28 protein-coding genes are annotated in these 24,558 nt (G+C 66.9%); 15 read left to right on the top strand and 13 right to left on the bottom strand.

The annotated features are described in order from the left end of the window. Nucleotides 1-136: 136 nt before the first annotated feature. The 4 genes from PQI66_RS11555 to PQI66_RS11540 all read right to left on the bottom strand — a co-directional run bounded on the left by PQI66_RS11555 (nucleotide 137) and on the right by PQI66_RS11540 (nucleotide 3,179). The gene (locus PQI66_RS11555; RefSeq protein WP_339998457.1) at nucleotides 137-484 is read right to left on the bottom strand and encodes a hypothetical protein; all 348 of its coding nucleotides are present in this window, start codon (nucleotides 482-484) and stop codon (nucleotides 137-139) included. A 50-nt stretch (nucleotides 485-534) separates the two neighbouring features. Continuing rightward, complete coding sequence (locus PQI66_RS11550; RefSeq protein ID WP_339998456.1) at nucleotides 535-1,491, bottom strand: universal stress protein; 957 nt, start codon at nucleotides 1,489-1,491, stop codon at nucleotides 535-537. Nucleotides 1,492-1,494: 3 nt separating this feature from the next. After that, nucleotides 1,495-1,947 (bottom strand): MarR family winged helix-turn-helix transcriptional regulator, encoded by a 453-nt coding sequence (locus PQI66_RS11545; protein WP_339998454.1) that lies wholly within the window; start codon nucleotides 1,945-1,947, stop codon nucleotides 1,495-1,497. Between the two features lie 116 nt (nucleotides 1,948-2,063). Further along, entirely contained in the window at nucleotides 2,064-3,179 is a 1,116-nt protein-coding gene (locus PQI66_RS11540; RefSeq protein ID WP_339998453.1) for an inositol-3-phosphate synthase, read from the bottom strand. 130 nt (nucleotides 3,180-3,309) lie between these two features. On the opposite strand from PQI66_RS11540, the gene PQI66_RS11535 reads away from it, so the two are divergent. The 7 genes from PQI66_RS11535 to dnaB all read left to right on the top strand — a co-directional run bounded on the left by PQI66_RS11535 (nucleotide 3,310) and on the right by dnaB (nucleotide 9,939). Beyond that, on the top strand, nucleotides 3,310-3,771 hold the full coding sequence (locus PQI66_RS11535; protein WP_339998451.1) for a DUF5318 family protein: 462 nt from the start codon (nucleotides 3,310-3,312) through the stop codon (nucleotides 3,769-3,771). Next, nucleotides 3,768-5,921 carry a transglycosylase domain-containing protein gene (locus PQI66_RS11530; RefSeq protein WP_445228029.1) on the top strand — a complete coding sequence of 718 codons (2,154 nt, stop codon included), beginning with the start codon at nucleotides 3,768-3,770 and terminating at the stop codon, nucleotides 5,919-5,921. The genes PQI66_RS11535 and PQI66_RS11530 overlap by 4 nt, the downstream gene beginning before the upstream one ends. 12 nt (nucleotides 5,922-5,933) lie before the next feature. Then, the gene (locus PQI66_RS11525; RefSeq protein ID WP_339998449.1) at nucleotides 5,934-6,134 is read left to right on the top strand and encodes a hypothetical protein; all 201 of its coding nucleotides are present in this window, start codon (nucleotides 5,934-5,936) and stop codon (nucleotides 6,132-6,134) included. A gap of 110 nt (nucleotides 6,135-6,244) precedes the next feature. Beyond that, nucleotides 6,245-6,544: a 30S ribosomal protein S6 gene (gene rpsF / locus PQI66_RS11520; RefSeq protein WP_339998447.1), complete on the top strand. Its 300-nt coding sequence runs from the start codon at nucleotides 6,245-6,247 to the stop codon at nucleotides 6,542-6,544. Nucleotides 6,545-6,609: 65 nt separating this feature from the next. After that, nucleotides 6,610-7,236, top strand: coding sequence for a single-stranded DNA-binding protein (locus PQI66_RS11515; protein WP_339998446.1), 627 nt, complete (start codon nucleotides 6,610-6,612; stop codon nucleotides 7,234-7,236). Between the two features lie 64 nt (nucleotides 7,237-7,300). Then, a complete protein-coding gene (gene rplI, locus PQI66_RS11510; protein ID WP_339998444.1) occupies nucleotides 7,301-7,756 on the top strand; it encodes a 50S ribosomal protein L9 in 456 nt (151 codons plus the stop codon). 644 nt (nucleotides 7,757-8,400) lie between these two features. Beyond that, nucleotides 8,401-9,939 carry a replicative DNA helicase gene (gene dnaB / locus PQI66_RS11505; RefSeq protein WP_339998443.1) on the top strand — a complete coding sequence of 513 codons (1,539 nt, stop codon included), beginning with the start codon at nucleotides 8,401-8,403 and terminating at the stop codon, nucleotides 9,937-9,939. Nucleotides 9,940-9,944: 5 nt separating this feature from the next. Here dnaB and PQI66_RS11500 read toward each other — a convergent pair whose 3' ends face one another. Continuing rightward, nucleotides 9,945-10,409 (bottom strand): MarR family winged helix-turn-helix transcriptional regulator, encoded by a 465-nt coding sequence (locus tag PQI66_RS11500; RefSeq protein ID WP_339998441.1) that lies wholly within the window; start codon nucleotides 10,407-10,409, stop codon nucleotides 9,945-9,947. Between the two features lie 117 nt (nucleotides 10,410-10,526). Here PQI66_RS11500 and PQI66_RS11495 point away from each other — a divergent pair, with 117 nt between their 5' ends. Genes PQI66_RS11495 through PQI66_RS11485 form a run of 3 tightly spaced genes read left to right on the top strand, consistent with a single transcriptional unit; the run spans nucleotide 10,527 to nucleotide 11,934 of the window. Continuing rightward, nucleotides 10,527-11,072, top strand: coding sequence for a YceI family protein (locus PQI66_RS11495; RefSeq protein ID WP_339998440.1), 546 nt, complete (start codon nucleotides 10,527-10,529; stop codon nucleotides 11,070-11,072). A 32-nt stretch (nucleotides 11,073-11,104) separates the two neighbouring features. Beyond that, entirely contained in the window at nucleotides 11,105-11,563 is a 459-nt protein-coding gene (locus PQI66_RS11490; RefSeq protein ID WP_339998438.1) for a fluoride efflux transporter FluC, read from the top strand. After that, nucleotides 11,560-11,934, top strand: a complete 375-nt coding sequence (locus tag PQI66_RS11485) for a fluoride efflux transporter FluC (RefSeq protein ID WP_339998436.1) — start codon at nucleotides 11,560-11,562, stop codon at nucleotides 11,932-11,934. Before PQI66_RS11490 ends, PQI66_RS11485 begins: the two co-directional genes overlap by 4 nt. 6 nt (nucleotides 11,935-11,940) lie before the next feature. On the opposite strand, the gene PQI66_RS11480 is transcribed toward PQI66_RS11485, so the two are convergent. Next, nucleotides 11,941-12,450, bottom strand: a complete 510-nt coding sequence (locus PQI66_RS11480; protein WP_339998434.1) for a hotdog fold domain-containing protein — start codon at nucleotides 12,448-12,450, stop codon at nucleotides 11,941-11,943. 185 nt (nucleotides 12,451-12,635) lie between these two features. On the opposite strand from PQI66_RS11480, the gene trxA reads away from it, so the two are divergent. Further along, nucleotides 12,636-12,998 carry a thioredoxin gene (trxA, locus tag PQI66_RS11475; protein WP_339998432.1) on the top strand — a complete coding sequence of 121 codons (363 nt, stop codon included), beginning with the start codon at nucleotides 12,636-12,638 and terminating at the stop codon, nucleotides 12,996-12,998. Nucleotides 12,999-13,036: 38 nt separating this feature from the next. Here the strand turns inward: trxA and PQI66_RS11470 are convergent, their stop codons facing one another. After that, nucleotides 13,037-14,110: an NAD(P)-dependent alcohol dehydrogenase gene (locus PQI66_RS11470; protein ID WP_339998430.1), complete on the bottom strand. Its 1,074-nt coding sequence runs from the start codon at nucleotides 14,108-14,110 to the stop codon at nucleotides 13,037-13,039. Between the two features lie 116 nt (nucleotides 14,111-14,226). Here PQI66_RS11470 and PQI66_RS11465 point away from each other — a divergent pair, with 116 nt between their 5' ends. From PQI66_RS11465 to PQI66_RS11455, 3 genes are all read left to right on the top strand, one after another. Then, on the top strand, nucleotides 14,227-15,132 hold the full coding sequence (locus tag PQI66_RS11465) for a PspA/IM30 family protein (protein WP_339998428.1): 906 nt from the start codon (nucleotides 14,227-14,229) through the stop codon (nucleotides 15,130-15,132). Between the two features lie 251 nt (nucleotides 15,133-15,383). After that, nucleotides 15,384-16,874 carry a DHA2 family efflux MFS transporter permease subunit gene (locus tag PQI66_RS11460; RefSeq protein ID WP_339998427.1) on the top strand — a complete coding sequence of 497 codons (1,491 nt, stop codon included), beginning with the start codon at nucleotides 15,384-15,386 and terminating at the stop codon, nucleotides 16,872-16,874. Then, nucleotides 16,858-17,229 carry a hypothetical protein gene (locus PQI66_RS11455; protein WP_339998425.1) on the top strand — a complete coding sequence of 124 codons (372 nt, stop codon included), beginning with the start codon at nucleotides 16,858-16,860 and terminating at the stop codon, nucleotides 17,227-17,229. The genes PQI66_RS11460 and PQI66_RS11455 overlap by 17 nt, the downstream gene beginning before the upstream one ends. A gap of 42 nt (nucleotides 17,230-17,271) precedes the next feature. Here PQI66_RS11455 and PQI66_RS11450 read toward each other — a convergent pair whose 3' ends face one another. Then, on the bottom strand, nucleotides 17,272-17,892 hold the full coding sequence (locus tag PQI66_RS11450; protein ID WP_339998423.1) for an Ltp family lipoprotein: 621 nt from the start codon (nucleotides 17,890-17,892) through the stop codon (nucleotides 17,272-17,274). 199 nt (nucleotides 17,893-18,091) lie between these two features. On the opposite strand from PQI66_RS11450, the gene PQI66_RS11445 reads away from it, so the two are divergent. Beyond that, nucleotides 18,092-19,189, top strand: a complete 1,098-nt coding sequence (locus tag PQI66_RS11445; protein ID WP_339998422.1) for a YihY/virulence factor BrkB family protein — start codon at nucleotides 18,092-18,094, stop codon at nucleotides 19,187-19,189. An 8-nt stretch (nucleotides 19,190-19,197) separates the two neighbouring features. On the opposite strand, the gene PQI66_RS11440 is transcribed toward PQI66_RS11445, so the two are convergent. The 5 genes from PQI66_RS11440 to PQI66_RS11420 form a co-directional block, all read right to left on the bottom strand. Further along, nucleotides 19,198-20,283: an FUSC family protein gene (locus PQI66_RS11440; protein ID WP_339998421.1), complete on the bottom strand. Its 1,086-nt coding sequence runs from the start codon at nucleotides 20,281-20,283 to the stop codon at nucleotides 19,198-19,200. 76 nt (nucleotides 20,284-20,359) lie between these two features. Then, the gene (locus tag PQI66_RS11435; RefSeq protein ID WP_339998420.1) at nucleotides 20,360-21,424 is read right to left on the bottom strand and encodes a baeRF2 domain-containing protein; all 1,065 of its coding nucleotides are present in this window, start codon (nucleotides 21,422-21,424) and stop codon (nucleotides 20,360-20,362) included. Between the two features lie 46 nt (nucleotides 21,425-21,470). Next, the gene (locus tag PQI66_RS11430) at nucleotides 21,471-22,364 is read right to left on the bottom strand and encodes an SDR family oxidoreductase (protein ID WP_339998418.1); all 894 of its coding nucleotides are present in this window, start codon (nucleotides 22,362-22,364) and stop codon (nucleotides 21,471-21,473) included. Between the two features lie 115 nt (nucleotides 22,365-22,479). Next, complete coding sequence (locus PQI66_RS11425) at nucleotides 22,480-23,853, bottom strand: GntP family permease (RefSeq protein WP_339998417.1); 1,374 nt, start codon at nucleotides 23,851-23,853, stop codon at nucleotides 22,480-22,482. Continuing rightward, nucleotides 23,850-24,401: a gluconokinase gene (locus tag PQI66_RS11420; RefSeq protein WP_339998415.1), complete on the bottom strand. Its 552-nt coding sequence runs from the start codon at nucleotides 24,399-24,401 to the stop codon at nucleotides 23,850-23,852. Before PQI66_RS11420 ends, PQI66_RS11425 begins: the two co-directional genes overlap by 4 nt. Nucleotides 24,402-24,558 lie beyond the last annotated feature (157 nt).

Raw genomic sequence — 24,558 nt, 5'->3', positions numbered from 1 at the left:
CTCTCCTCCTCCTCCCCCTCTCCCCGCTCAATGTCGGATTATCGCCGTCCCAGGTAGAAAAATCAGCCGATCTGCTACCTGGGCGGGCGATAATCCGACATCGGCACGCCGCATGCGGCAGCGGGAACCGTTGCGCTCAGTGCCCCACGATCAGCGGGATGGGCAGTGTGGTGAAGATGATGAGGAAGAAGGGGATCAGCCACCACAGGGTCCCCATGAACGGCTGCCACCACTGGTAGCGCCTCCACTTCCGGAGAACGACAAGGCCGGCGACGATCGGGCCGCACATGGCGATCAGGGTCGGGATGATCCGGGTGGCCGCGGTGTCCCCGGTCGCCAGGTCGAGTACGACCCAGGCGACGATCGTGGCCACCGGGAAAGCGATCGCCAACTGCCAGGCCTGACGCACGGAGGTACGCCGGTCGAGGTCCTCGAGACGGTCGAGCGGGTCGGGGTTCTCTGAACTGTTGGGCTGCGCGGACATGATGCCTCCGAGTGTAGTCCGTGGGCCGCCCAGGTCGGCCACCACCCGGCTCAGACCGGGCTGACGAGCACCGGCGCCGGTGAGTGCGCGAGGAGCTGGTTGGTCGACGGCCCGATGAACACCCTGTTGAAGGCGCCGAGCACGGAGGATCCGACCACGAGGATCTCACCCTTCTTCCAGTGGACGTCGTCCATGGCGCCGCTCCATCCCGGGCCGGAGCCGACTTCGGCCTCGACGCGCAGGTCGGGGTGGCGTTCCTCGGCGCGCTCCCGGCCTCGGGCAAGGATGTCGAGGGCCTGCCCGCGCCACCGTTCGTCTGCGTCGGCGGCGTCGGGGAATGGGGTCAGGGTGGGGTACATCGACGCGCCGGTGGGACTGAATGCGACGAGGCGCAGGGGGACGTCCCACCGGGACGCCAGGTCCGCCGCTTTGCGCAGCGCCTGGTGGGACTGTTCGTTGTCGACGTAGGCGCAGCTGACCCGGGTGACGCCGTGTTTCGACAGGGTCGGGGTGCGCGGGACGGTGACCACGGGCAGGGGCGCACAGTGCAGCAGCGCGTCGGCGGTCGACCCCGCCCGGAAGCGTCCGACGGGCCCGCCGGAGGTCCCGAAGCGTGAGCCGACCACCATGAGGTCGGCGCCGAAATCCTCGGCGGAGCGGATCAGCGCCGTGGTCTCCGAGTGGCTGTGGAGCAACTCGTCACTGTCGTCGATCATCGACTCCGGCACGCCGGCTTCGGTGAGGGCGGCACGTGCCGCGGCGTGGCAGGCGGTGGACTCCGTCGCCGCCCAGTCCTCGAACCGTTCGACGGCGGCCGCGTCGGCGGGGTCCACCCGGTCGACGCCTTCCGGCCAGATCCTGGGGATCACGGTGACCGGTTTGACGTTGATCTCCGCGGTCCGGGAGAGCCACGAGACGAATGCCGCGGTGTCGGTGCCGGTGTTGGTGTCGGCACCGCCGGGTTCTCCGTCGGGCCGCCACGCCAGCAGCACTCGCAGCGGGGTCACCGGCTACTTCTCCCCCATGCGACGGGAGTCGAAGACCTCCATGCCGGCCTCCAGGGTGGGGATGAACTCCTCCACCTTCTCCAGCTGGTCCGGCTCCAGGACGGCGAGGATGTTCGCCATCTGCTTGTCGCGCTCCTCCCCGATGCGGGTCAGCTCGGTCCGGCCGACGTCGGTGAGCTTCACGCGGACGCCGCGTCGGTCACTGACGTCACGGACGCGGGAGACCAGACCCAGGGACTCGAGGTGGTTGATCGCGTTGGATGCGGTGGGCATACGGATCGACTCCAGATCGGCGATCTGACTGATGCGCAGTGCGCCGTGAGTCTGGAGGTTCATCATGATGGAGAGCTGCGCGGTGCTGATGCTGGACTGCGTGGTCTGGCGGAAGTACAACAGGTACATCCGCGTGACGACGGGCCGCAGGCGCTTCGCGACTTCAGACGGGGTAGCGGTCATATCCACCAATCTACCGTGCTTTGCTCCTGAAAGGTATACTGGTACCACTTTTAGGGCGGTGAAGTTCCTTAAACCCGCAGTTCACGGGTAAAAACTCCGCCCCAGATTGGGTGCCGTCACTCCCCCGCGATAAAGGCTTCGAGGTCCGCGCGGCCCTGGTCGTCCGGGTGCTGGATGCGCGGTGACTTCATCAGGTAGGTCGACGCCGGGTCGACGGGTCCGCCGAGGCCGCGGTCCTTGGCGATCTTCGCCGCACGGACCGCGTCGATGATGATTCCGGCGGAGTTGGGTGAGTCCCAGACCTCAAGCTTGTACTCCAGGCTGATGGGGGCGTCACCGAAGGCGCGGCCCTCCAGGCGGATGAACGCCCACTTGCGGTCGTCGAGCCACTGTACGTAGTCCGACGGGCCGATGTGGACGTTGCGGTCGTCGATCTTCCCGGACAGAGCGCCAGTGAGGTTGGAGGTCACCGCCTGGGTCTTGGAGACCTTCTTCGATTCGAGGCGGTCACGCTCCAGCATGTTCTTGAAGTCCATGTTGCCGCCGACGTTGAGCTGGTAGGTGCGGTCGACGGTCACACCGCGTTCCTCGAAGAGCCGGGCGAGGACGCGGTGGGTGATGGTGGCGCCGACCTGGCTCTTGATGTCGTCGCCGACGACCGGGACGCCGGCGTCCTCGAACTTCTTCGCCCATTCGGGGTCGGAGGCGATGAAGACGGGCAGGGCGTTGACGAAGGCGACGCCGGCGTCGATGGCGCACTGTGCGTAGAACTTGTCGGCCTCCTCCGACCCCACCGGCAGGTAGGACACGAGGACGTCGGCACCGGTCTCGCGCAGGTGGGTGACGATCTCGTCGTGGGTGGCGTCAGGTTCGGTGGATTCCTCGATGGTCTCGCGGTAGTACTTGCCCAGGCCGTCGGCGGTGTGGCCGCGGCGGACGGTGACGCCGAGGTCCGGGAGGTCGCAGATCTTGATGGTGCAGTTCTGACCGGATTCGGTGGCCGCGGCGACGTCCTTGCCGACCTTGTCGGCGTCCACGTCGTAGGCGGCCACCAGTTCGATGTCGCGGACGTGGTAGTCGCCGAAGCGGACGTGCATGAGACCGGGGACAGTGTCGTCGTCCGGGGTGTCCCTGTAGAACTCGAGGCCCTGGAGCAGTGAGGTGGCGCAGTTGCCGATGCCGGCGATGGCCAGCCTGATGGGGGTACGGGAGGTGGTGTCCTGTGAACTCATGGCTCCGGACGTTAGCCCTCTGTACCGGGAAAAACACTGTCTGACGTGGGGTGGAGGGGCACTTGACCGGTCAACGTCGGGTCTTGACCGATTCACCCGTGCCGCGGGACCGGATAGAATGTCCCGCATCATGTCGACCGTGCATCCCGTCCACACCGTTTCCCACGACCTGGACCGCCAGCGGACCCTGCGTGCCCTGCGGCGGGGCGAGCGTCGACGCGCGGACGTGTGTGACGCCGACCGGGGGCTGATCTCCTCGGCGGAGGTGCTGGGCACGCGGGTCGAGCGTGTCTGCCCGGTGTGCGACGCGGCGGCGCTGCGGGAGAGCCTCTGGGTCCACGGTGCGGCGATAGGGGAAAAATCGGGAACGGCGCGTAGTCTTTCGGAGATTGACGCTATCCTCGCTACCCTGTTCCCTGACGGTGTCGGACAGTCTGCTACGGAACAGTCCGACGCGGGCCCTGCCGGTGGATCCGGGAGCGGGGTGGCCGTCCACACGGTGGAGGTCTGCCTCCGCTGTGGATGGAACCATCTCATCAGGGAAGACATGTACGGTCTCGGTAATTCCAGTACGGAGAGAACAGCCACGTGACTAACGAATCGACCACCCCCGACGACTCCACGAAGCGGCAGCGCACCCGCACGCGCAAGCCGGTGTGGGGACGCCTCTTCGCCTCTGTCGGAGCCGTTCTGGCCGTGCTGATCGTGGTACCGCTGGTGACGTTCTTCGCCGCCTACTCGGTCACCAAGGTCCCCCAGCCGGAGGAACTGGTCAACAACCAGATCTCCCAGATCTTCGCCAATGACGGCACCACCGAGCTGGCACGCATCGTGCCGCCGGAAGGCAACCGCCAGAACGTCGACATCGACGAGATCCCGGAGCATGTGCGGGACGCCGTCATCGCCGCCGAGGACCGCGACTTCTACGACAACCCCGGATTCTCGATCACCGGTTTCGGACGTGCCGCGCTCGGCCAGCTCACCGGCGAGGACGCCGGCGGTGGCTCGACGATCACCCAGCAGTACGTGAAGAACGCCGTGGTCGGCGATGAGCGCAGCCTCGTCCGCAAGGGCAAGGAACTGGTGATCTCGTCGAAGATGTCACGGGAGTGGTCGAAGGACGAGATCCTGGAGGCCTACCTCAACACGATCTACTTCGGACGGAACGCCTACGGCATCTCCGCGGCGTCGCAGGCCTACTTCAACAAGCCGATCCAGGAGCTCACGCCGGCCGAGGGCGCCGTGCTCGCGGCGTCGATCCAGCGTCCCAGCCAGCTCGACCCGTGGACCAACCGTCCCGAGGCCGAGCAGCGCTGGAACTACGTGGCCGACGGCCTGGTCGGGATGAACTCGATCACCCGGCAGGAACGCGACGAGATGGTCTACCCGGAGGTCATCGACCCGGCGCAGGTGGACTCCGGTTCCGTGGCGGAGGGCACCAACGGGCTCATCAAGAGCCAGGTGCTCGCCGAGCTCAACGCCAACGGGATCACCGAGGAGGCGGTGAACACCGGCGGTCTGAAGATCACCACGACCATCGACGCCAACCACCAGCGCGCCATGGTGGAGAACGTGCACTCGGCGATGGACGCCCAGGCCGACACCGTGCGGTCGGCCGGTGTGGCGATCGACCCGAACACCGGTGGGGTGCGCGCCTACTACGGTGGGGACGACCCCACCGGACTGGACTGGGCGAACGCCGGCCTGCAGACGGGCTCGACCTTCAAGATCTTCACGATGGCCGCCGCCGTCGAGCAGGGCATCCCGACCTCGACCCCCTACGACTCCTCCCCCGTCACCACCGGCGCGACCGAGGTGAACAACGTCGAGGGCGAGTCCTGCGGGACGTGTTCCATGGCGGAGGCCCTGAAGCGGTCGTTGAACACCTCCTTCATCCGGGTCGCCCGCGATCTCAACGGTGGCCCGCAGGACGTCGCCGACATGGCGCACCGTCTCGGCGTCGCGGAGGAACTCCCCGGCATCGGTGAGACCCTGCGCGAGAACGGTGGCACCCCCTACGAGGGCATCACCCTGGGCCAGTACCAGTCCCGTCCGATCGACATGGCCTCCGCCCTGGCCACCCTGACGAACCAGGGCCGCTACATTCCCGCCCACTTCGTGTGGAAGGTCGAGACCTCCGACGGCGAGATGCTGATGGACAACACCGGCATGGAGTCCACCCAGGTCGTCCAGCCCGAGGTCGCCGACGCAGTCATCGCCGCGATGGGTCCGATCGCCGCCTACTCCAACGGTCACTCGCTGGCGAACGGCCGGCCGAGTGCGGCGAAGACCGGTACCGCTCAGCTGGGTGACACGGGGCAGAACAAGGACGCCTGGATGATCGGGTCGACGCCCCAGTTGGCGACGGCGGTGTGGATCGGTGACACCGACGGTCAGCCGCTGATGGACGCCCGGTACGGCGGATCGATGTACGGTTCACAGTCCCCGTCGGACATCTGGCAGGGCTTCATGAACGAGGCACTGGCCAACAGCGACGTCGAGCAGTTCGACAGCTCGGTGCCGGTGGTCCAGGACCCGCAGGCCGGGTCGGCCTCCAGCGGTGGCTACTCCGAGCAGCAGGGCGGCGGGGACACCGGCGGTTCCGCGGACAGTGGCGCCGACGGAGACGGCGGTGACGGCGCGTCGAACGACGTCCCGGACACCGGCGGCGGAACCGGCGGCGGAACCGGCCAGGACACCGACATCGGACGGATGATCGACGACTTCCTCAACAACCTCTGATCCGCGGCCGGTATGTCGAGCACTGAGCTGCTGGTCACGATGGGCAGCGTCTTCATCGGTTTCCTGTTGTTCGGCGGATCCTTCGCCAGTTTCATGGCGAAGCGCCGTCCCGCGGTGATCTGGGGGCTGTTCGGCGCCGCCATCGTGTTCATCACGGTGGTCCCCGTGGTTGTCGCGCTCTTCTGGGGGACGGCGGGACCTGCGTCGGGATAACTTGGGTCCACCGCGTTCGGCGTGTATCCTGGCCAGGTTGCTGACGCAACGAACCCTCCTGCCGTGTCCACTCCCGGATACGGCCGAAAAACACTAGACCACAGGAGGTGATGAGGTCCGTGCGTCAATACGAGATGATGATTATCATCGACCCGTCACAGGATGAGCGCACCGTTTCCCCGTCCCTGGACAAGTTCCTGGAGACGGTCCGCAAGGACAACGGTACGGTCGAGAAGGTTGACATCTGGGGCAAGCGTCGCCTGGAGTACCCGATCAACAAGCAGGACGAGGGCATCTACGCTGTCGTCGACCTGAACTGTGAGTCGGCCACCGTCCAGGAGCTCGACCGCGTTCTGAACCTGAACGACATCATCATGCGCACGAAGGTGCTGCGCAAGGACGCCAAGTAAGCGTCCTCGCGGCATCTGCATCAACGTCGAACCGACACTGACACCGACTGACAGGAGAAACTGACATGGCACAGGGAGATACCCCGATCACCGTCGTCGGAAATCTCGTCGCGGACCCCGAGCTGAGGTACACCCCCAGCGGTTCCGCCGTCGCGAACTTCCGTGTGGCCTCCACGCCGCGCCGGTTTGATTCCCAGTCGAATCAGTGGGTGGACGGCGAAGCACTGTTCCTCCAATGCAACGTGTGGCGCCAGGCGGCCGAGAACGTGGCGAACTCGCTCACCAAGGGTGACCGGGTGATTGTCACCGGCCGTCTGCGGCAGCGCTCCTTCGAGACCCGTGAGGGCGAGAAGCGCACCGTGTTCGAGGTCGAGGCCGACGAGGTCGGCCCGTCCCTGAAGTACGCCACGACCCAGGTCACCAAGACCCCCCGTCAGGGTGGGAACTTCGGTGGCCAGCAGGCCCCGCAGGGCGGCGGCCAGGCCGGTAACCAGGGAGGCTTCGGTGGAAACCGGGGCCAGGGTGGTTTCGGCGGTCAGCAGGGAAACCAGGGTGGTCAGCCCAGCCAGGGTTACGGCGGCAACGCCGGTAACCAGGGTGGGTTCGGCGGGCGTAACGCCGCGCCGGACGACGATCCGTGGAACTCCGCTCCGCAGTCCGGTTTCGACGGCGGCGACGAACCGCCGTTCTGATCTGCCGTGTGAGTTCATCCCCGGATCCTTCGGGATCTACCGAAACCATGAAAGGCTACGGATCATGAAGCTGATCCTCACCGCCGCCGTCGACAACCTCGGTGTCCCCGGTGACATCGTCGAGGTCAAGGCCGGCTACGGACGCAACTTCCTGCTGCCGCGCGGCTACGCCATCACCGCCACCCGTGGCGCTGAGCGTCAGGTGGAGAACATCCGCCGTGCCCAGCAGGACAAGGTCATCCGCGACTTCGACCACGCCCGCGAGGTCAAGGACGAGGTCGACCGTCTGAACAATGTCACGGTCACCGTGCGCACGTCGGAGAAGGGCAAGCTGTTCGGCTCCGTCACTGCCGAGGACGTCGCCGCCGCCGTGAAGGCTGCCGGCGGTCGCGAGCTCGACAAGCGCACCATCGTCCTCAACCAGGGTGACGTCAAGGCGACCGGTTCCTACAACGTCGACGTGAAGCTGCACCCGCAGGTCGTCGCGTCGCTGAACTTCAAGGTCGTCGCAGAGAAGTAGTTCTCTCCTCGCCTCCCCTGCCGCAGGAACCCTCCACGGTTCTCCGGACGCTCCCCGGCCCAGACACCCGGGGCTGCCGGCCTAGACACCCGGCCCGTGTCCGTAGTCCGGGTTCCCCGCGCATCGGCGGCGAAGAACGCCACCATCTGTAAGACAACAGCACCGCCAGACAGGCCCGCCCCGGTCATCCCGACCGATCGGCGGGCCTTCGGCATGTCCGAGGCCACCTGGGCCACCGTCGGGCAGGAGTGGTGTGCACACCTTTCCACTGCCCTGTGGATAACTGTGGACAACAGTGGACAACATTCTGGGTATATTCCGGATATGCGGCATATATGCGCATAAAACAGCCCGCCGGTGACCTCGGTGGATGTCAGTCGTGCCCTAGCTGGCCAGCGGTAACCCGGGTTATCCACGGGGTGATTCTGTTTATATTTCACATGTCACCGCTCTTGACCTGCATTGTTATGGATAACGGCAGGTCACGGCCTTCTGTGTCCACACGTTGTCCACAGTCCACCGGGCGCTCGGCCGATGAATGCACACGTTGTCCACAACACGTGCACACCTCCTGTGGACAACTTCTCCACAGGCGGGTCTCCGGGAGGTGACGTGAGGGACCGGCGCGGTCTAAGGTAAGCGCCATGAGTACACCGGAACGGGCACGCGACAGTTTCGCTGACGACATGGGGGACGCACCGCTGCCGCCGGAGCCCGACGACTGGGCCGGGGAGGGTGCCCCGGCAGGGTTCCCGTCCGCACAGCAAGGCTCGCAGGGGTCCTCGGGGAGTCGTGGGGGCTACCGCCGGCGCGACACCGGTGCCAACCCCGCCAACGCCGGAGGTGCCTTCGCTGAACCGCGACAGATGCCGCAGAACACCGAGGCGGAGATGGGTGTACTCGGCGGCATGATGCTGAGCAAGGACGCCATCGCCGACGTTGTGGAACGGCTGCGCCCGGACGACTTCTACCGCCCGGCGCACCGGACCATCTACGAGACGATGCTCGAGCTCTACGGCGAAGGTATGGAGGTCGACCCTGTCATCCTCGCCGGACGGCTGGACAACAACGCCATCCTCGAGAGTGTGGGGGGTGCCCCGTACCTGCATGAGCTGTCGTCCAAGGTGCCGACGGCGGCGAACGCGGGCTACTACGCCGACCTGGTCGCCGAGAAGGCCGTCCTCCGGCGTCTGGTCTCGGCGGGTACCAGGATCGTCCAGTACGGGTACTCCGGTCTGGAGGGCAACGAACTGGAGAGCGTGGTGGACCGCGCGCAGCAGGAGATGTTCAACATCACCAACGAGTCCGCCTCAGAGGACTACATGGTGCTGCAGGACCTGCTGGAGTCCACGATGGACGAACTGGACGCGCTGGAGAACGGTGACGGTCAGGGTGAAGGCGTGCTCACCGGCTTCAGTGAGCTCGACGAGATGACCAACGGGCTGCGCGGCGGCCAGATGATCATCGTCGCCGCCCGCCCCGGTGTCGGTAAGTCCACGCTCGCCATGGACTTCATGCGGTCGGTCTCGGTGCAGCAGAACCGCGCCTCGGTGCTGTTCTCCCTGGAGATGAGCAAGTCCGAGGTGATGATGCGTGTCTTCTCCGCCGAAGCGGAGGTGCCGCTGTCGGTGATGCGCGGCGGCAAGATGGTGGACTCGCAGTGGGACAAACTGACCCAGCGGGTGACCGCCATCGAGAACGCACCCATCTACATCGACGACTCGCCGAACCTGACGATGACGGAGATCCGGGCGAAGGCACGCCGACTGAAGCAAAAGCACGACCTCGGGCTGATCGTGGTCGACTACCTGCAGCTGATGAGCTCCGGCAAGAAGGTCGAGTCGCGTCAGCAGGAGGTGTCCGAGTTCTCCCGCCAGCTCAAGCTGCTGGCCAAGGAGGTCGACGTCCCGTTGATCGCCATCTCGCAGCTCAACCGTGGTGTGGAGTCCCGTGGTGACGATGCGCTGCCGCGTGTGTCCGATCTGCGTGAGTCCGGTTCGCTGGAGCAGGACGCGGACATCGTCCTGCTGATCAACCGGCCGGACGCGCAGAACCGCGACCATGAGCGCGCTGGCGAGGCGGACCTGATCCTCGCCAAGCACCGCGGTGGCCCCATCGGCACGATCCAGGTCGCCCACCAGCTGCACTACTCGAAGTTCTCGGACCTCAGCCGGGGAGTGTGACTACACTACTCCTCGAACTGTTCGGCCAGCGTCGTCAGGATGGCGCGCAGTTCCGTGGCCTGCTTGTCGCTGAGTACGTCGAACATCATGCGCCGGACCGACGCGACGTGGGAGGGTGCGGCGTCCCGGATGGTCGTCAACCCGTGGTCGGTGAGGGCGACGAAGGTACCGCGACCGTCGGAGTTGCAGGTCTCCTTCGCCAGGAGGCCGCGGTTCATCATGCGGGTGATCTGGTGCGACAGTCGCGACCGGTCCCAGGTGAGCCGGTCGGCGAGGACGGCCATGCGCATGCGGTGCCCCGTCGCCTCGGAGAGGTTCACGAGGACCTCGTAGTCCGCCATGGACAGCCCGGTGTCGCGTTGGAGGTCACGTGCCAGGGCGGAGTCCATGTTCCGCGCCACGGACAGCCAGGAGCGCCACAGGCACTGCTCGGGCTCGGAGAGCCAGGGGGTCGTCTTCCTGTTCGTCATGCCCCCATTCAACCACAGTAAACAAGTAGTTGACACATCAACTACCCGGGCCTACGCTGGCTCCTGTAACGCACTGAACTCCCCGTGCATCAGTCTCAGATCCAGGAGAATAACATCATGAGCAGCATCAACGACTACAACGGCACCTACACCATCGACCCGGCCCACTCGGAGATCGGTTTCACCGCGCGCCACGCCATGGTCACCAAGGTCCGTGGATCCTTCACCGAGTTCACCGGTTCGGCATCCACGGACGCCGGTCTGGAGAACGCCAGCATCACCGTCGAGATCCAGGCTGGCTCCCTCGACACCCGCAACGCCGACCGCGACGGGCACGTGAAGTCCGCCGACTTCTTCGACGTCGAGAACTACCCCACCATCACCTTCACCTCCACCGAGATCCACGCCGACGGCGACGACACGCTCGTGGTCACCGGTGACCTGACGGTCAAGGACGTCACCAAGTCGGTCACCATCAACTTCGAGTTCGACGGTGAGGTGACCGACCCGTGGGGCAACAGCCGTATCGGTTTCGAGGGCTCCACCGTGATCAACCGCACCGACTTCGGCCTGACCTGGAACACCCCGCTGAAGAGCGACGGGGTGCTGGTCTCCGAGAAGATCACGCTCAACTTCGACATCTCGGCAACCCGGAACGCGTGATAACCGGCTGACGGTGCTCTAGCATCACGGACATGACTACAGCGTCCGTGGGAGAGCAGCGCCGCTTCGGCGTACTCGTTTTCATCGGGGGAGCCGCCGGTGCGTTTCTGCGGTGGGCGTTCACCGTGGACACCGGCGTGGCGGGATCCCTCTGGCCCCTCCTGGTCGTCAACCAGGTAGGGGCCTTCGCCATGGGGTTGCTTGTCGGCGCCCTGCCGTTCGTCAGGGACACCGGGCGCGACGGGGCACCGGGCCGCAGGAACAGGATCCGGGTCACGCTCGGCACCGGCCTGTTGGGCGGGTTCACCTCCTACTCCGCGATTGCGGCGGCGACGGTGCAGGACGCCGGCGGGCTGCTCGGTCCGGTCGTCTACCTCGTGGGGACGGTGGTGCTGGGCCTGCTCCTCGCACGGGCCGGCATGTGGTGCGGGGAGCGGCTCGTCCCTGCGGACGGGCGCACGGACGGGCGCGGGGACGGGGGAGCGGCATGACGGGCACGGTGTCCCTGGTCGCGGCGCTGCTCGTCGCTCTCGGCGGCGGTGCAGGGTCGTGGCTGCGGTGGCGGATCGACGCCGCGATCAAGGAGCGTGCCAGCAGCGACGTGCTCGTCAGTCTGCTGGTGATCAACACCCTCGGATCCCTGGTGCTGGGCGTCCTGTACGGGCTGACCGACAGTTGGTGGATCATTGCACTGGTCGGCACGGGCCTCTGTGGAGGGTTCACCACCTTCTCCAGCGCCTCGGCAGACGCGGTCCTGGTGTTCCGCCGGGGGCGGACGATGTCCGCCGTCGTGTCCGTTACGGGGATGGCGATCCTGGCGGTCGCCGCCTTCGCTCTCGGCCACTGGGTGGCTGACTGGTAGGCGCGGTCAGCTCTTCTTCGCGGAGACCCATACGTCGATCTCGGCGTGGACGGGTTCGTTGCCGGCGTCGTCGATCAACGCGATATCCAGGGTGATCAGTTGGCCCCCGGTCTCACGGGTGATGGTGGAGAAGTCGGGGAAGTCCGCGGTAGCGGTCACCGTCAGCCCGCCGGTCGACTTGGTGGGGTAGTCGGCCCGCATGCCGCGGGGCAGCCACCGGTGGGTGGTGGGCACGGTGGACTCGCAGAGCATGCCCATGGCGGCTTCGGCTCCATTGAGTGCCGCGATGACGTGGAAGGTGCCGATGTGGTTGCGTACGCCCCACCAGTCACCGATGCGGACGACCGCGCGCCCCGGCTCGGCGACACGGATGCGCGGGAACACCGTCCGGAAGTAGGGGGCCTTGAGGCTGAACCCGAGGGAGAACAGTCCGCGCCCCGGGGCGCTGCCGTTGAGCTTCTTCCACAACTTGTAGGTACCGGTGGCCGGACCACGGCCGGACGTCTGAGTAGTCATGTATCCAGACCCTATCCGAGCAGATCGTCGGCCACAGGCGAACCGGGCGACGCGCGGCGGCGAATGCCGATCACCGGTACCGTGGGGGACGGTAACGGTGGAATACGCCCCGCCCCCGGGGACGTTGTACCGGATGCGGAACAAGAGCAACCCCAAGCGACACCAGCAGTCAGGAAGGTACGGCCATGGCCACCACAACGATCACCAGCGAGAACTTCCAGGACACCATCCAGGGCGACGGCATCGTGCTGCTCGACTTCTGGGCGGAGTGGTGCGGACCCTGCAAGCGCTTCGGGCCGGTCTACGAGAACGTGTCCGAGAAGTACCCGGACTACACGTTCGGCAAGATCGACACCGAAGCCAACCAGGACATCGCCGCGGCACTGCAGATCCAGTCCATCCCCACCCTGATGGCGTTCCGGGACGGCATCCTGGTCTACCGCGAGGCCGGCGCGTTGCCGCCCAAGGCCCTCACCGACCTGATCACTGAGGTGGAGGGGCTGGACATGGACGACGTCCGCAAGAAGGTCGCCGAGCAGAACAGCTGACGCGCTGGGGGCGCGCAAGGGGGGGCGCGGGGGACGTCTCAGATCGTGCGGGCGTCGATGACGGCGCGGTAACGCACCTCAGAACCCAGCACGCGCCGGTAGGCGTCGTTCACCTGGTCGGCGGTGACGAGTTCGATCTCCGCGGTGATCCCGTGCCCGGCACAGAAGTCGATCATCTCCTGGGTCTCCGCGATACCGCCGATGTTCGATCCGGCGACGCTCCTCCGACGCCCGGTGAGCTGGTTGGCGCGGATGTTCATGCCCTCCGGGGGAAGGCCGAGCATCACCAGGGTGCCGTCGGGTGCCAGCATGCTGATGTAACGGTGGATCGGGAGGGCCGCCGAGACGGTGTTGAGGATCAGGTCGAATTCGTCGGCGTGGGCCTTGTGGAAGGTGTCGGCCGCCTCGCCGCCCGTGGCGACGTAGGACGAGGCACCGAAGCGTAGGCCGTCCTCCTTCTTCGACGTGCCGTGGGAGAACACCGTGACCTCGGCTCCGAGGGCGGAGGCGATTTTCACGGCGACGTGGCCCAGGCCACCCATGCCGACCACCGCGACACGGGAGCCGGGGCCGACTCCCCAGTGCTTGAGGGGGGAGTAGGTGGTGATGCCGGCGCACAGCAACGGCGTCATCGCCGCCATGGTCTCGCTGTCCAGACCGCCGGCGATGTCGGGGATGCGGATCAGGAAGTCCTCGCGGCACACGATGTGGGTCGAGTAACCGCCCTGGGTGATGGAACCGTCGCGCCGGTCGACGCTGTTGTAGGTGCCGGTCATGCCGTTGAGGCAGTAGTTCTCTTCACCGGCGGTGCAGGACGCGCATTCGCCGCAGGAGTCGACCATGCACCCGATGCCCGCGATGTCACCGACGGCGACGCGCGTTACGTCTGCGCCGGTCTCGAGGACGGTGCCGATGATCTCGTGTCCGGGGGCCATCGGGAAGTTGTCGTGCGGCCAGTCGCCGTTGACGGTGTGGATGTCGGAGTGGCAGATACCGGACCAGCGGATCTCGATCAGGCAGTCGTCGGCCCGCAGGTCGCGCCGGGTGAGAGTCCCTTTCGTCAGGTCAGCTCCGGCGGAGGTGGCTTCGATACAGGCAGCGGTGGTAGTCATGCTGTCCGATGGTAACCCGACCTCCGGCTGCGGGGCGTACCGGCCGAAAACCCTTTATGCTGGGGAACGGACCCGACCGGACGAGACCCGGACACGACACCGTTAGGAGTACCGCCATGGCGAACCCCTTCTCGAAGGGCTGGAAGTACCTCATGCAGTCCCTCGACACCACCATCGAGGAGAATGCGGATCCGAAAGTCCAGATCCAGCAGGCCATCGAGGCGGCGAAGAAGCAGCACCGCGACGTCACGGAGTCGGCCGCCCGGATCATCGGTAACCGCAACCAGCTCGAGATGACGCTGAACCGCCTGGTCAAGGACCAGGAAAAGCTGCAGAACAACGCCCGTACCGCCCTGCAGCAGGCAGACAAGGCCAGCGCCGCGGGCGATTCCGCCGCAGCGACCGAGTACACCAACACCGCCGAGGTCTTCGCCACCCAGCTCGTCACCGTGGAGCAGGAGATCGAAGACACCAAGAAGATGCATGCCCAGGCGACCCAGGCCGCCGAGCAGGCCCAGCAGCAGCAGAAGCAGTCGGAGGTCCGGCTCAAGGAGCAGATGGGCCAGATCGACCAGCTGCGTGCGCAGGTCGACCAGGCGAAGATGCAGGAGAGCTCCAACCAGGCGCTGGAGTCGATGCAGGGGATCCAGGCGGACGACAGCGTGCCCACCCTCGACAGCGTCCGCGACAAGATCGAGGCACGCTACGCCACCGCGCTCGGCGCGCAGGAACTCACCGAGAACAGCGTGCGGGGACGGATGGCCGAGATCGAGACCAGCGGGCGGGACATGGCGGCATCGTCCCGGCTGGACCAGATCCGTGCCGAACTCGCCGGAGGATCGACGGACACCACGGCCGGCGAGATCACCGCGGGAGGGGACGCGGGGGTCGAGGCATCCGGACAGCCTGAGCCGACGGACCAGGCTACCGAGCACGAGGTCGATGGTGAGGTCGATGGTGGAGCCGACCACGGGGACGGGTCCGGGGCCGGGGGAGCCGCCGGGACACCTCAGCGCAACTGACCGGCTGTACTGCACTGTTGCGGCGGCGGGTGCCGCCCTCTAAGATGGCAAGGCTTGAGCACGGGAGTGTGGTGTTCGCCCAAGGCGGCCCCGGGCACATGTGACACGACCCCTGACAGGGGTCTTTTGGTTGCCTTCATCCCGAGCCAATCGCTGCGGCGTGGCATTCGCCACCGCAGCCCACCGACGACAGCGTCCGCACGCTAGTTCCGTGTGCGGCTGTCGTCATGCATCTTCTTGGGAGGACCTCCATGGCAGAAACCACACCCAGGTCTGACTCGCGCCCGGACACCTCGGGCGTGAACGTCGGGCTTCTGATCGGCATCCTCGTGGCCGCCGCGTTCGTCGCGATCCTCAACGAGACCGCGTTGTCGAACGCGCTGCCCAGCCTCATGCGCGAATTCAACGTCGGGGAGGACGTGGCGCAGTGGCTGACCACCGTCTTCATGCTGACGATGGCGGTGGTCATCCCGACCACCGGGTACCTGATGCAGCGCCTGACCCTGCGCACGATCTACATCGTCGCCCTCTCACTGTTCCTCGCCGGAACCGTGCTGGCCGCCGCTGCGCCGATCTTCGCCGCGCTGCTGGCCGGCCGTGTCCTGCAGGCCGCGGGTACCGCACTGATCATGCCGCTGTTGATGACCACCATCATGAACCTCATCCCGGTGGAGCGGCGGGGCTCGGTCTTCGGCCTGGTCACCATCGTCATCGCCGTGGGGCCGGCACTCGGGCCGACATTCGCCGGCCTGGTGCTCGAGCTGGCCAGCTGGCGCTGGATCTTCCTGGTCATGATCCCGCTGGCCCTGGTGGCACTGCTGATGGGCATCTGGCAGATCCGTAACTTCGAGGAGCCCGGCAAGCCGCCCTTCGACCCGGTGTCCGTGCTGCTGTCCGCCGTCGGTTTCGCCGCGGCGATCTACGGCCTCTCCGGGCTGTCGAAGGCCGCGGAGGGCTTCCCGACGGTGGCCGTCGTGTGCCTCGTCGTCGGCGCACTCGTCCTGGTGGCCTTCTTCCGTCGCCAGGGCATGCTGATGCGTGCCCAGGCCGCCGGTGAGCACCGTGCCCCGCTGATGAACACCACCCCGCTGAAGGTCCGGGAGTTCTCCTGGTCCCTTGGTCTGATGCTGCTGTCCTTCGGTTCGCTGTTCGGGTTCATCATCATCATGCCGATCTTCGGTCAGACGGTGCTGGGGCTCTCCGAGCTGCAGACCGGTCTGGTGACCCTGCCCGGCGGCATCATCATGGGTGCGATGGGCCCGATCGTCGGGCGACTCTATGACGCGCACGGCACCCGCCCCCTGATCATCCCCGGTGGTGCGCTCCTGGTGGTCGCCATGGGCCTGCTGCTGATGCTCGACGAGAACAAGACCTTCTGGTACCTCGCGTCGATCGCGGTGGTGCTCAACATCGGCCTGTCGCTGCTGATGACACCGCTGATGTCGAATGCCTTGGCGGCTGTCCCGAAGCAGATCTCCTCGCATGGTTCAGCGATCCTCAACACCCTGCAGCAGCTCGCCGGTGCTGCCGGTACCGCGCTGTTCATCGCGGTGATGGGAATCGGTTCGGCGAACTCCTCGGCGTCGGACCCCACCGGGGCACTGGTCGACGGTGTCCACGTGGCGTTCTTCCTCGGTGCCGGGATCGCGGTACTCGTCTTCGTCCTGGCCCTGGTCCTGCGCATCGACGCGCGTGACGCCGAGGCTCAGGCCGCCGGGGACCGTCATGAGCAGCAGGCCTGACCCTAAGGTCCTGACCGCCGTCGTCGTACTGCTCGTGGCCCTGGTCGTCACCGGGGCAGTGGTGGTGTGGTGGTACGGGCAGTCCTACCTGGATCGGCCCGGTGGCCTGCGCGAGTCGGAGGCCCGCACCCACTGCGGCGACGAGGTCCGCTGGGAGACCGGCTACGGCAAGGAGGCGGAACTGGATCTGTGGGGGGCTTCCGTTGACCGGGACGGCGACCGGTGGGTCATCGACGGGCAGGTGTTCGCGGAACACCGCGACGGCGTCGAGGTCACCCACGGGGCCCGTACGGACGGGGAGCAGTTCCGCTGCCTGGTGTCCGCAGAGCGGGTCGTCGTGGAGATGGTCGACTGACGACTGAACTGCGGTGGGGAGCCGACACCACGTGGTCCCCACCTACTGTTCGAGGTGCGCCAGGGCGTAGTCGGCTTCCTCGACGGTGAACTTCTCGCCGTACTCGGAGACCAGCTGGTCGTGGATCGCCGACGGGGACATGCTCATCGTGTCCTGGTAGGTCCGCGCCTTCTCCAGCGCATTGTTGTTCCAGTCAGCCTCGACGTTGTCGACGGCGTACTGAGCCGCCTCAGCGGAGAAACCTTCGCCGTAGTCGGAGGTCAGCTGCTCGAAGATCCCGGCCTTCGACATGTGCATCATGTCGGAGTAGGTCTCGGCCTTCCGCAGCGCGGACTGGTACTCGCGCGGGACCTCCGGCGATGCCGGGGGCTGCGGTGCGTCCGGAGCAGGGGCGTCGTCGGCCGGGACTGCGGCCGGGACCTCCTCAGCCGCATCCGCAGCCGCACCGTCGGCCACGTCGTCACTGGTCGGGGCTGCTGCGGCCGGGGTCTCGCCGGTGGCTTCCGCGGCGTCATCCTCGCTACCGGTGGCCGCGACGGCGATGGCGATGAACACCACGACGGTCAGGACGATGAACCAGACCCTCTTGTAGAAGGGCTTCTTGGTCGGGGTCTCCTGCGTCGGAGGGAACTGCATGCCCTGGGGCTGAACACTGGTGGTCATGGTGAAACGTCTCTCTGTCTGGGTGGGGGACCGGGTGATGTCGGTCCGGGGAGGCGTCCTCTCCTCGAAGGACGTCACCCAGCATCGCACCGGCGCCGGACATGGTTGACGGTGTTCGAACGGGACCGGTCGAACACCCGGGACGAACGCCCTGTCCGGTCGCGGCCGTGGTCCCCCGGAAAGCTGATAGCCTGACAAAATGAACGCGAACACGCCGCAGGATCAGGAACGTTCCGGTGATCCGGCGGACGCCCCCGCACCGGAGGACCCCCGGAAGGCCGACACACCTGTCGAGCTCACGTCCCAGTCGTGGAAACATGTCGTACGCACCACGGTCAGGCAGTTCACCGTGGACGAGTGCCTGGACCTCGCGGCGGGGCTGACCTACCGCACGGTGCTGTCGATCTTCCCGGCGCTGATCGCGGTCGTGTCGATCCTCAGCCTGTTCGGACAGGACGAGGAATCGGTCACCTCGTTGATGGATCAGGCCGAGGGGATCATCCCCGCGGATACCTGGGAGACCGTCCGCCCTGCGCTGGAGTCGGTGTTGACGGCCCCGGCGGCCGGCTTCGGACTGGTCGTGGGTCTGGTGACTGCACTGTGGTCCGCATCGGGGTACGTGAAGGCCTTCGGCCGGGCGATGAACAGGATCCATGAGGTTCCGGAGGGCCGAGGCGTGGTGAAGGTCAACGTGCAGATGTACCTGCTCACGCTCGTGATCCTGGCGCTCGCCACCGTCGCGGTCATGGTGTTTGTCCTGTCGGGACCGGTCGCCGAGCAGGTCGGCGACGCCATCGGGTTCGGAGCCACCGCACTCACCGTCTGGGGTGTGGCGAAATGGATCATCCTCGTCGCGGCGGTGGTGTTCCTCGTCGCCCTGCTCTACTACGCGACACCGAATGTCCGGCAGCCGAAGTTCCGCTGGGTGAGCATCGGCGCCCTGATCGCCATCGTCGCGGTGATCGTGGGAAGCCTGGTGTTCTTCTTCTACGTGACGAACTTCAGCAGTTACAACGCCACCTACGGGGCCCTCGCCGGCGTCATCATCCTTCTGCTGTGGATCTACCTCATGAACGTCTCGCTGCTCTTCGGCGCGGAGATCGACAGTGAGATCGAGCGGGCCCGGCAGCTCCAGGCGGGGATCCGCGCGGAGGAGGACCTGCGGCTTCCTGCACGCGACACCGCGGCCAGCGAGAAGCAGGACGAGAAGCTGGAGGAGGACGCCGCGCGGGGTCGCAGTCTGCGGCGTACCCGTGGGGAGAGTGCGACGTCAGGGCCCCGGCACGCCGCCGACTGACCGACGGCTCAGTTCTCCGACGGGTCGCGAGCCTCCCGCGACGAGGCGACGTCGTCGACGATCTCGACGATGTGCTGGAGTCCGGTGATCATCGTCCCGTACACCGGCCAGTGGCTGGTGGGAAGATTGTCGTGGTCGGAGAGGTCCTCGGTGAGCTGGTCCAGTCGTGACGACAGTGACTCGACCTCGGCATCCGGGTCGGCCACCGCACGGCCGGCGTCGCGGGCGACCGACGCCCACTCCTCGCGGAAGCGGGTGTCCCACTCACCCTGCGCGTAGGACGCCTCGCGCAGCGTCCGGGCGAGGTTGCGCAGATGGGACGCGCCCTCGTCGGCCCGGCGCAGGATGTCCTCCCAGCTGGCTTCTCCGGGATCCGGGGTCTGCTGGCCCCGTGCCCGGGCACGACGCAGACGGTCCAGGTAGGAGCGTGGGTTGACCCGCCGACTCTCCCGGGCGAACTGGACCACCGACCATGCCGAGTTGATCTCCCGGGTGATCGAGTCGGTTTCCTCGATCCAGGCGTCCGCCCGGTCGGTGTCCCAGGACGAGGCGAACTCCTCGCCCATGTTCTCCAGGACCGACCCCATGCGTTCGTTGACGTTGTCGACGTAGCGGGAGGCCTGCCTGTCCCGCAGCGGGGGCAGGACCAGCAGGTTCACCACGACGCCGACCAGTACACCCACGCCGATCTCGATCATGCGGTCGCCGAACTGCTGCTGTTGCTCGGAGAAACCGTCGCTGAGGATGAAGATGGACATGGTGGCGACGGTGACGCCCTCGTCGCGGATCCACCGCACCCGAGCCAGGACCAGCCCGACGAGTAGCGCCAGGGCGTAGGTCCACAGCGAGACGCCGAGGACATGCCCCACGAGGAAGGCGACACCGATGCCCAGCAGGGAGGCGATGGTGGACTGCACTCCACGCGACAGCGTCCGGTAGGCCGTCGCGTCAATGGTCAGCAGGGCGACCCACGGGGCGAGGAACGGGAAACTGGTGTCAAGGAAGGTGACCGAGACCCACCAGGCACCGGTTGCGGCGATCACGCATTTGGCGATCTGCAGGCCCGCGGTCGAGCCTTCCGGGCTGGAGACCATATGCCGGAGTCGGCCGAAGAACCCCGGCCCGTCTTGGGTGCTCAGGACCTACCCCCTGCCCCCGTGCAAAGTCGGATCATCCGTTCAACTCCGCGGAACCGAGCTCCTCGGGAGCCTCGAAGCGCAGGATGGCGGCGATGTCGCCGGACAGCGGGGCGTCGATCAGTGCGACGTCGGCATCCACCTGCGCGCAACTGACCACTGCCTCGCTCTCCCCTCGCGTGGGGGAGTCGTAGGTCAGCAGCAGTGTCTCCACGGCGCCCATACCGGCGGCCTGGGTCACCGCATGCACACCTTCGGCGGTCCTGCCACGGGCCCGGGCCTCCTCGAAGCGGTCGACCTGGGCGAGTGCGGCACCGGCGGCGATGTCGCTGGCGATGGAGCCGAGTGCACGGTCGAGGGCCTCCTGGGCGTTGTCGCCGCTGGTGTCGGCGAGTCCACCCTCGTCAGTGTCCTGGGTGATCTCAGCGAGCGCGGTGCTCAGCTCGTCCTTCACCGCGGTGCGGCCCTGGGTCTCCCCGGCGAGGACCACGACGTCCGGGGCCCAGTTGCGGGCGGTCCTGTCCAGGTGCTCGGCGATGCCGCGGGCATTCTGCTTGACCGCCTCGTCGGCACGTCGCTGGATCTGGTTGTGGGACAGTGCTCCTTCGCGAGGCTTGCGGACGGGCTCGTCACTGCGGCTCTCCACGGTCTCCTCACCGGAGTCGTCGAGGTTCCTGTCCTCGGTGGCGACGAGTCGGCGCACGACGGCACCGGTCTGGTCGACGACGGCGAGGAGGATACGCACGGCACCGGCGCGTTCACGGACGTACGCCGACAATTCGGGGATGTCACCGAAGGATGAGTCGTCCCCGGCGCCCGGCTGGGCGTCCCAGGGCTCGTTGAGCAGGACGCCGTCGGCGTGGGCGACGAGAACACGACCGTCGGTCTGGATCTCGGTGACGGTCCTGGTCGACAGTGCCTCGTCGATCGCGGAGAGAGTGTCCTCACCTGCGCCGGCCTCGGCGAGTTTCTCGCGTTGCGCGTTCCAGCGCAGCCGGAGCTGGTCCTCGGCGTCTTCAGAGGGGCTGCGTCCCTCCAGGTAGACGGTGACGAAGGGGCCGTCGGCGTCGCTGAGGGTACGGATGATGTCGAGTTTCATGGTGTGTCCTTTTACTCTGCTGGGTACGTTGCTGGGTCTACGGGGTTCACGGGGTCATCTGTCCGCCGTTGACGTGGATCGTCGATCCGACGACGAAGCTGGACTCCGGGGAGGTCAGGAAGACGTAGGCCGGGGCGAGTTCGACAGGCTGGCCTGCCCGGCCCAACGGGGTGTTGTGACCGAACTCGGGCAGTGCTTCCTTGGGCTGGCCGTCGGAGACCTGCAGGGGTGTCCATACCGGACCGGGTGCCACGGCGTTGACGCGGATCCCCTCCGGAGCCAGCTGGGTGGCCAGTCCCTTGGTGAAGTTGTTGATCGCGGCCTTGGTGGACGCGTAATCCAGCAGGTGGTCCGAGGGGTCGTAGGCCTGGATGGAGGTTGAGTTCACGATCGTCGCACCCGCGCCGAGGTGGGGGAGGGCGGCCCTGGTCACCCGCACCATGGCGTGCAGGTTCACCTCGTAGGTCTGCCTCCACTGCTCGTCGGTGATGTCGGCGAAACGTGGTACCGAGATCTGACGACCTGCGTTGTTGACCAGGGCGTCGAGTCCGCCGAGTTCCGTGACGGCCTGTTCCACGAGGTCCGTGCAGTACCGTTCATCGGCCAGGTCCCCGGGCAGCAGGACGGCGCGGCGTCCCTCCGCCTCGATGAGATCGGCGACGCGGCGGGCGTCCTGCTCCTCGTCGGGCAGGTAGGCCAGGGCGACGTCGGCTCCCTCGCGGGCGAAGGCGAGTGCGGTGGCCGCGCCGATGCCGGAGTCGGCCCCTGTGACCAGGGCCCGGCGTCCCTCCAGACGGCCGGTGCCACGGTAGCTGGTGGCCCCGATGTCAGCTTCGGGGACCAGTTCGGCGTCCAGTCCCGGTTCGGGCTGGTGCTGCTCGGGCGGTTCGATCCTGGCGAAGCGGGTGACGGGGTTGTCGAAGGTCAGTTGGTCGGTCATGGTTCGTGCTCCCATCTGCGTGCTGCGTATCGGGAAAGTGCCACGACCCTACCAGTGCCCTGACCAGCAGGTATGAGGCCACCCGGAGGGGTGGCCCTATGTGTGGGTGCCCGGGTCAGATGACCAGGTGGACCAGCAGGACCACACCCAGGGCGACGACGGAGAGCACCGTCTCCATCAACGACCACGTCTTCAGCGTCTGCGGCACGGTCATGCCGAAGTACTCCTTGACCAACCAGAAGCCGGCGTCGTTGACGTGGGAGAAGAACACCGAACCCGCTCCGATCGCCAGCACCATCAGGGCGACTTCCGTCGACCCCATGCCGGCGGCGACCGGCGCCATGATGCCGGCGGCGGTGACGGTCGCCACGGTCGCCGAGCCGGTGGCCAGGCGGATGAACACGGCGACCAGCCAGCCGGCGATCAGCGGGGAGACCGGCGCGCTCTGCACCCATTCGCCGACGACGTCGGCGACACCGGTGTTGACCAGGGTCTGCTTGAATCCGCCGCCGGCGCCGACGATGAGGATGACACCGGCGATCGGACCGAACGCACCTCCGACCTGGTCGGAGACCTCCTGGCGGCTGCGTCCCACCCCGAAGCCGAGGAAGAACATCGCCAGCAGCACGGTGGCGAGCAGGGCCACGATCGGTTCACCCAGGAACTCGAAGGTCTTGTACACCACCGAGTTCTCGGACACCTGCAGGGACTCCACCACGGTGCGCGAGAGCATCATCACCACCGGCAGCAGCACCACGGTGAGCCCCCGGCCGACCGACGGGCGGTCGGTGCCGGTGGGGACGGTGGTGTCGGTGATGTCCTGCCCGGAGATCGAGGTCGGTGCCTCGACCGGCACCCACCGGGCCATGAACCTGGCGGACAACGGGCCGGCGATCGCGACGACGGGCACTGCCACCAGCAGGCCCAGGGCCAGCGTGAGGCCTAGGTTCGCGCCCAGGGCATCCACCGCGATCAGCGGGCCGGGGTGCGGGGGCACCAGGGCGTGCAGCGCGGACAGGCCGGCCAGGGCGGGGATGCCCAGCAGCATGACCGGCAGCTGCGACCGTCGTGCGGCCAGCATGACCACGGGGATGAGCAGGACGATGCCGACCTCGAAGAACAGGGGGATGCCCAGCAGCATGGCCAGACCGGCGATGACCCAGGGCCGTAGTCCCGGGGCGGTGCGGTCGAGGAAGGCGTCGACGATACTGTCCGCGGCACCGGATTTCACGAGGAACTGGCCGATCACCGCGCCGAGGGCGATGAGCACACCGACGTCGCCGACGGTGCCGCCGAAGCCCTGGGTGAAGCTGCCGAACGCGTCGACCAGGGGGGTGCCGGCGACCAGTGCCAGCACGGCGGAGCCGATCATCAGGGACAGGAACGGATTGAGTTTCGCCCAGACGATCAGCCCGATGATCAGGGCGATACCGATGACGGCGGCGACGACCAGCTGGCTGTCTCCGGCGGTGCTGCTCAGCTCATTCACTGCGGCCGTCCTTCGCGGACGAGCACGGACAGTGCGTCGATGGACAGGATCTCGGCGGTGAGGGCCTCCGGTGTGTCGGTGGCGTCGACCGTGATGCCCTTCTCGTCGGCGTCGAGGCCCTCGAGGGTGTCGAGTTGGGAGCGCAGCAGCGACGCCGGCATGAAGTGGCCCTTGCGGACCTCCATGCGGGCGGCGAGGACGTCCTCCGGGGCGTCGAGCAGGACGAAGAACTCGTCACCGACGGCCTCGCGGAGGACGTCGCGGTAGGACTTCTTCAGTGCCGAGCAGGTCACGATGGTGGAGTGGCCCTTCTCGGCCTGGGCGGTCATCCAGTCCCGCAGTTCCCGCAGCCAGGGCCACCGGTCGTCGTCGTTGAGGGGCTGCTCGGAGCCCATCTTCTTCTTGTTCGCCTCGGGGTGGAAGACGTCGGCCTCGGCATAGGGCACGCCGGTGTGCTGTTCCAGCTGCTCGGCGATCGTGGTTTTTCCGCTGCCGCTGACCCCCATGATGACGAGGTGGACGGGGCGGGACCGGGTTGTGTCGGACATGGCACTCGTTTCTGGTTGGACGGGTGGTCTTGCGGAGACTGTACTCCTGGCCACCTCATTGGGAAAGGTTCCGGGTGAGTGGTTTCATGTGGTCTTTTCTGTTTATCGGTGCCAGTCAAGGGGCCGGGGAGTAGGTTCGAGGAGAAACGTAGCCACA

It is taken from the genome of Corynebacterium sp. USCH3 (assembly GCF_037619475.1).
In the GTDB taxonomy this organism is placed as follows: domain Bacteria; phylum Actinomycetota; class Actinomycetes; order Mycobacteriales; family Mycobacteriaceae; genus Corynebacterium.
This window is presented reverse-complemented; position numbering and strand designations above follow the sequence as displayed.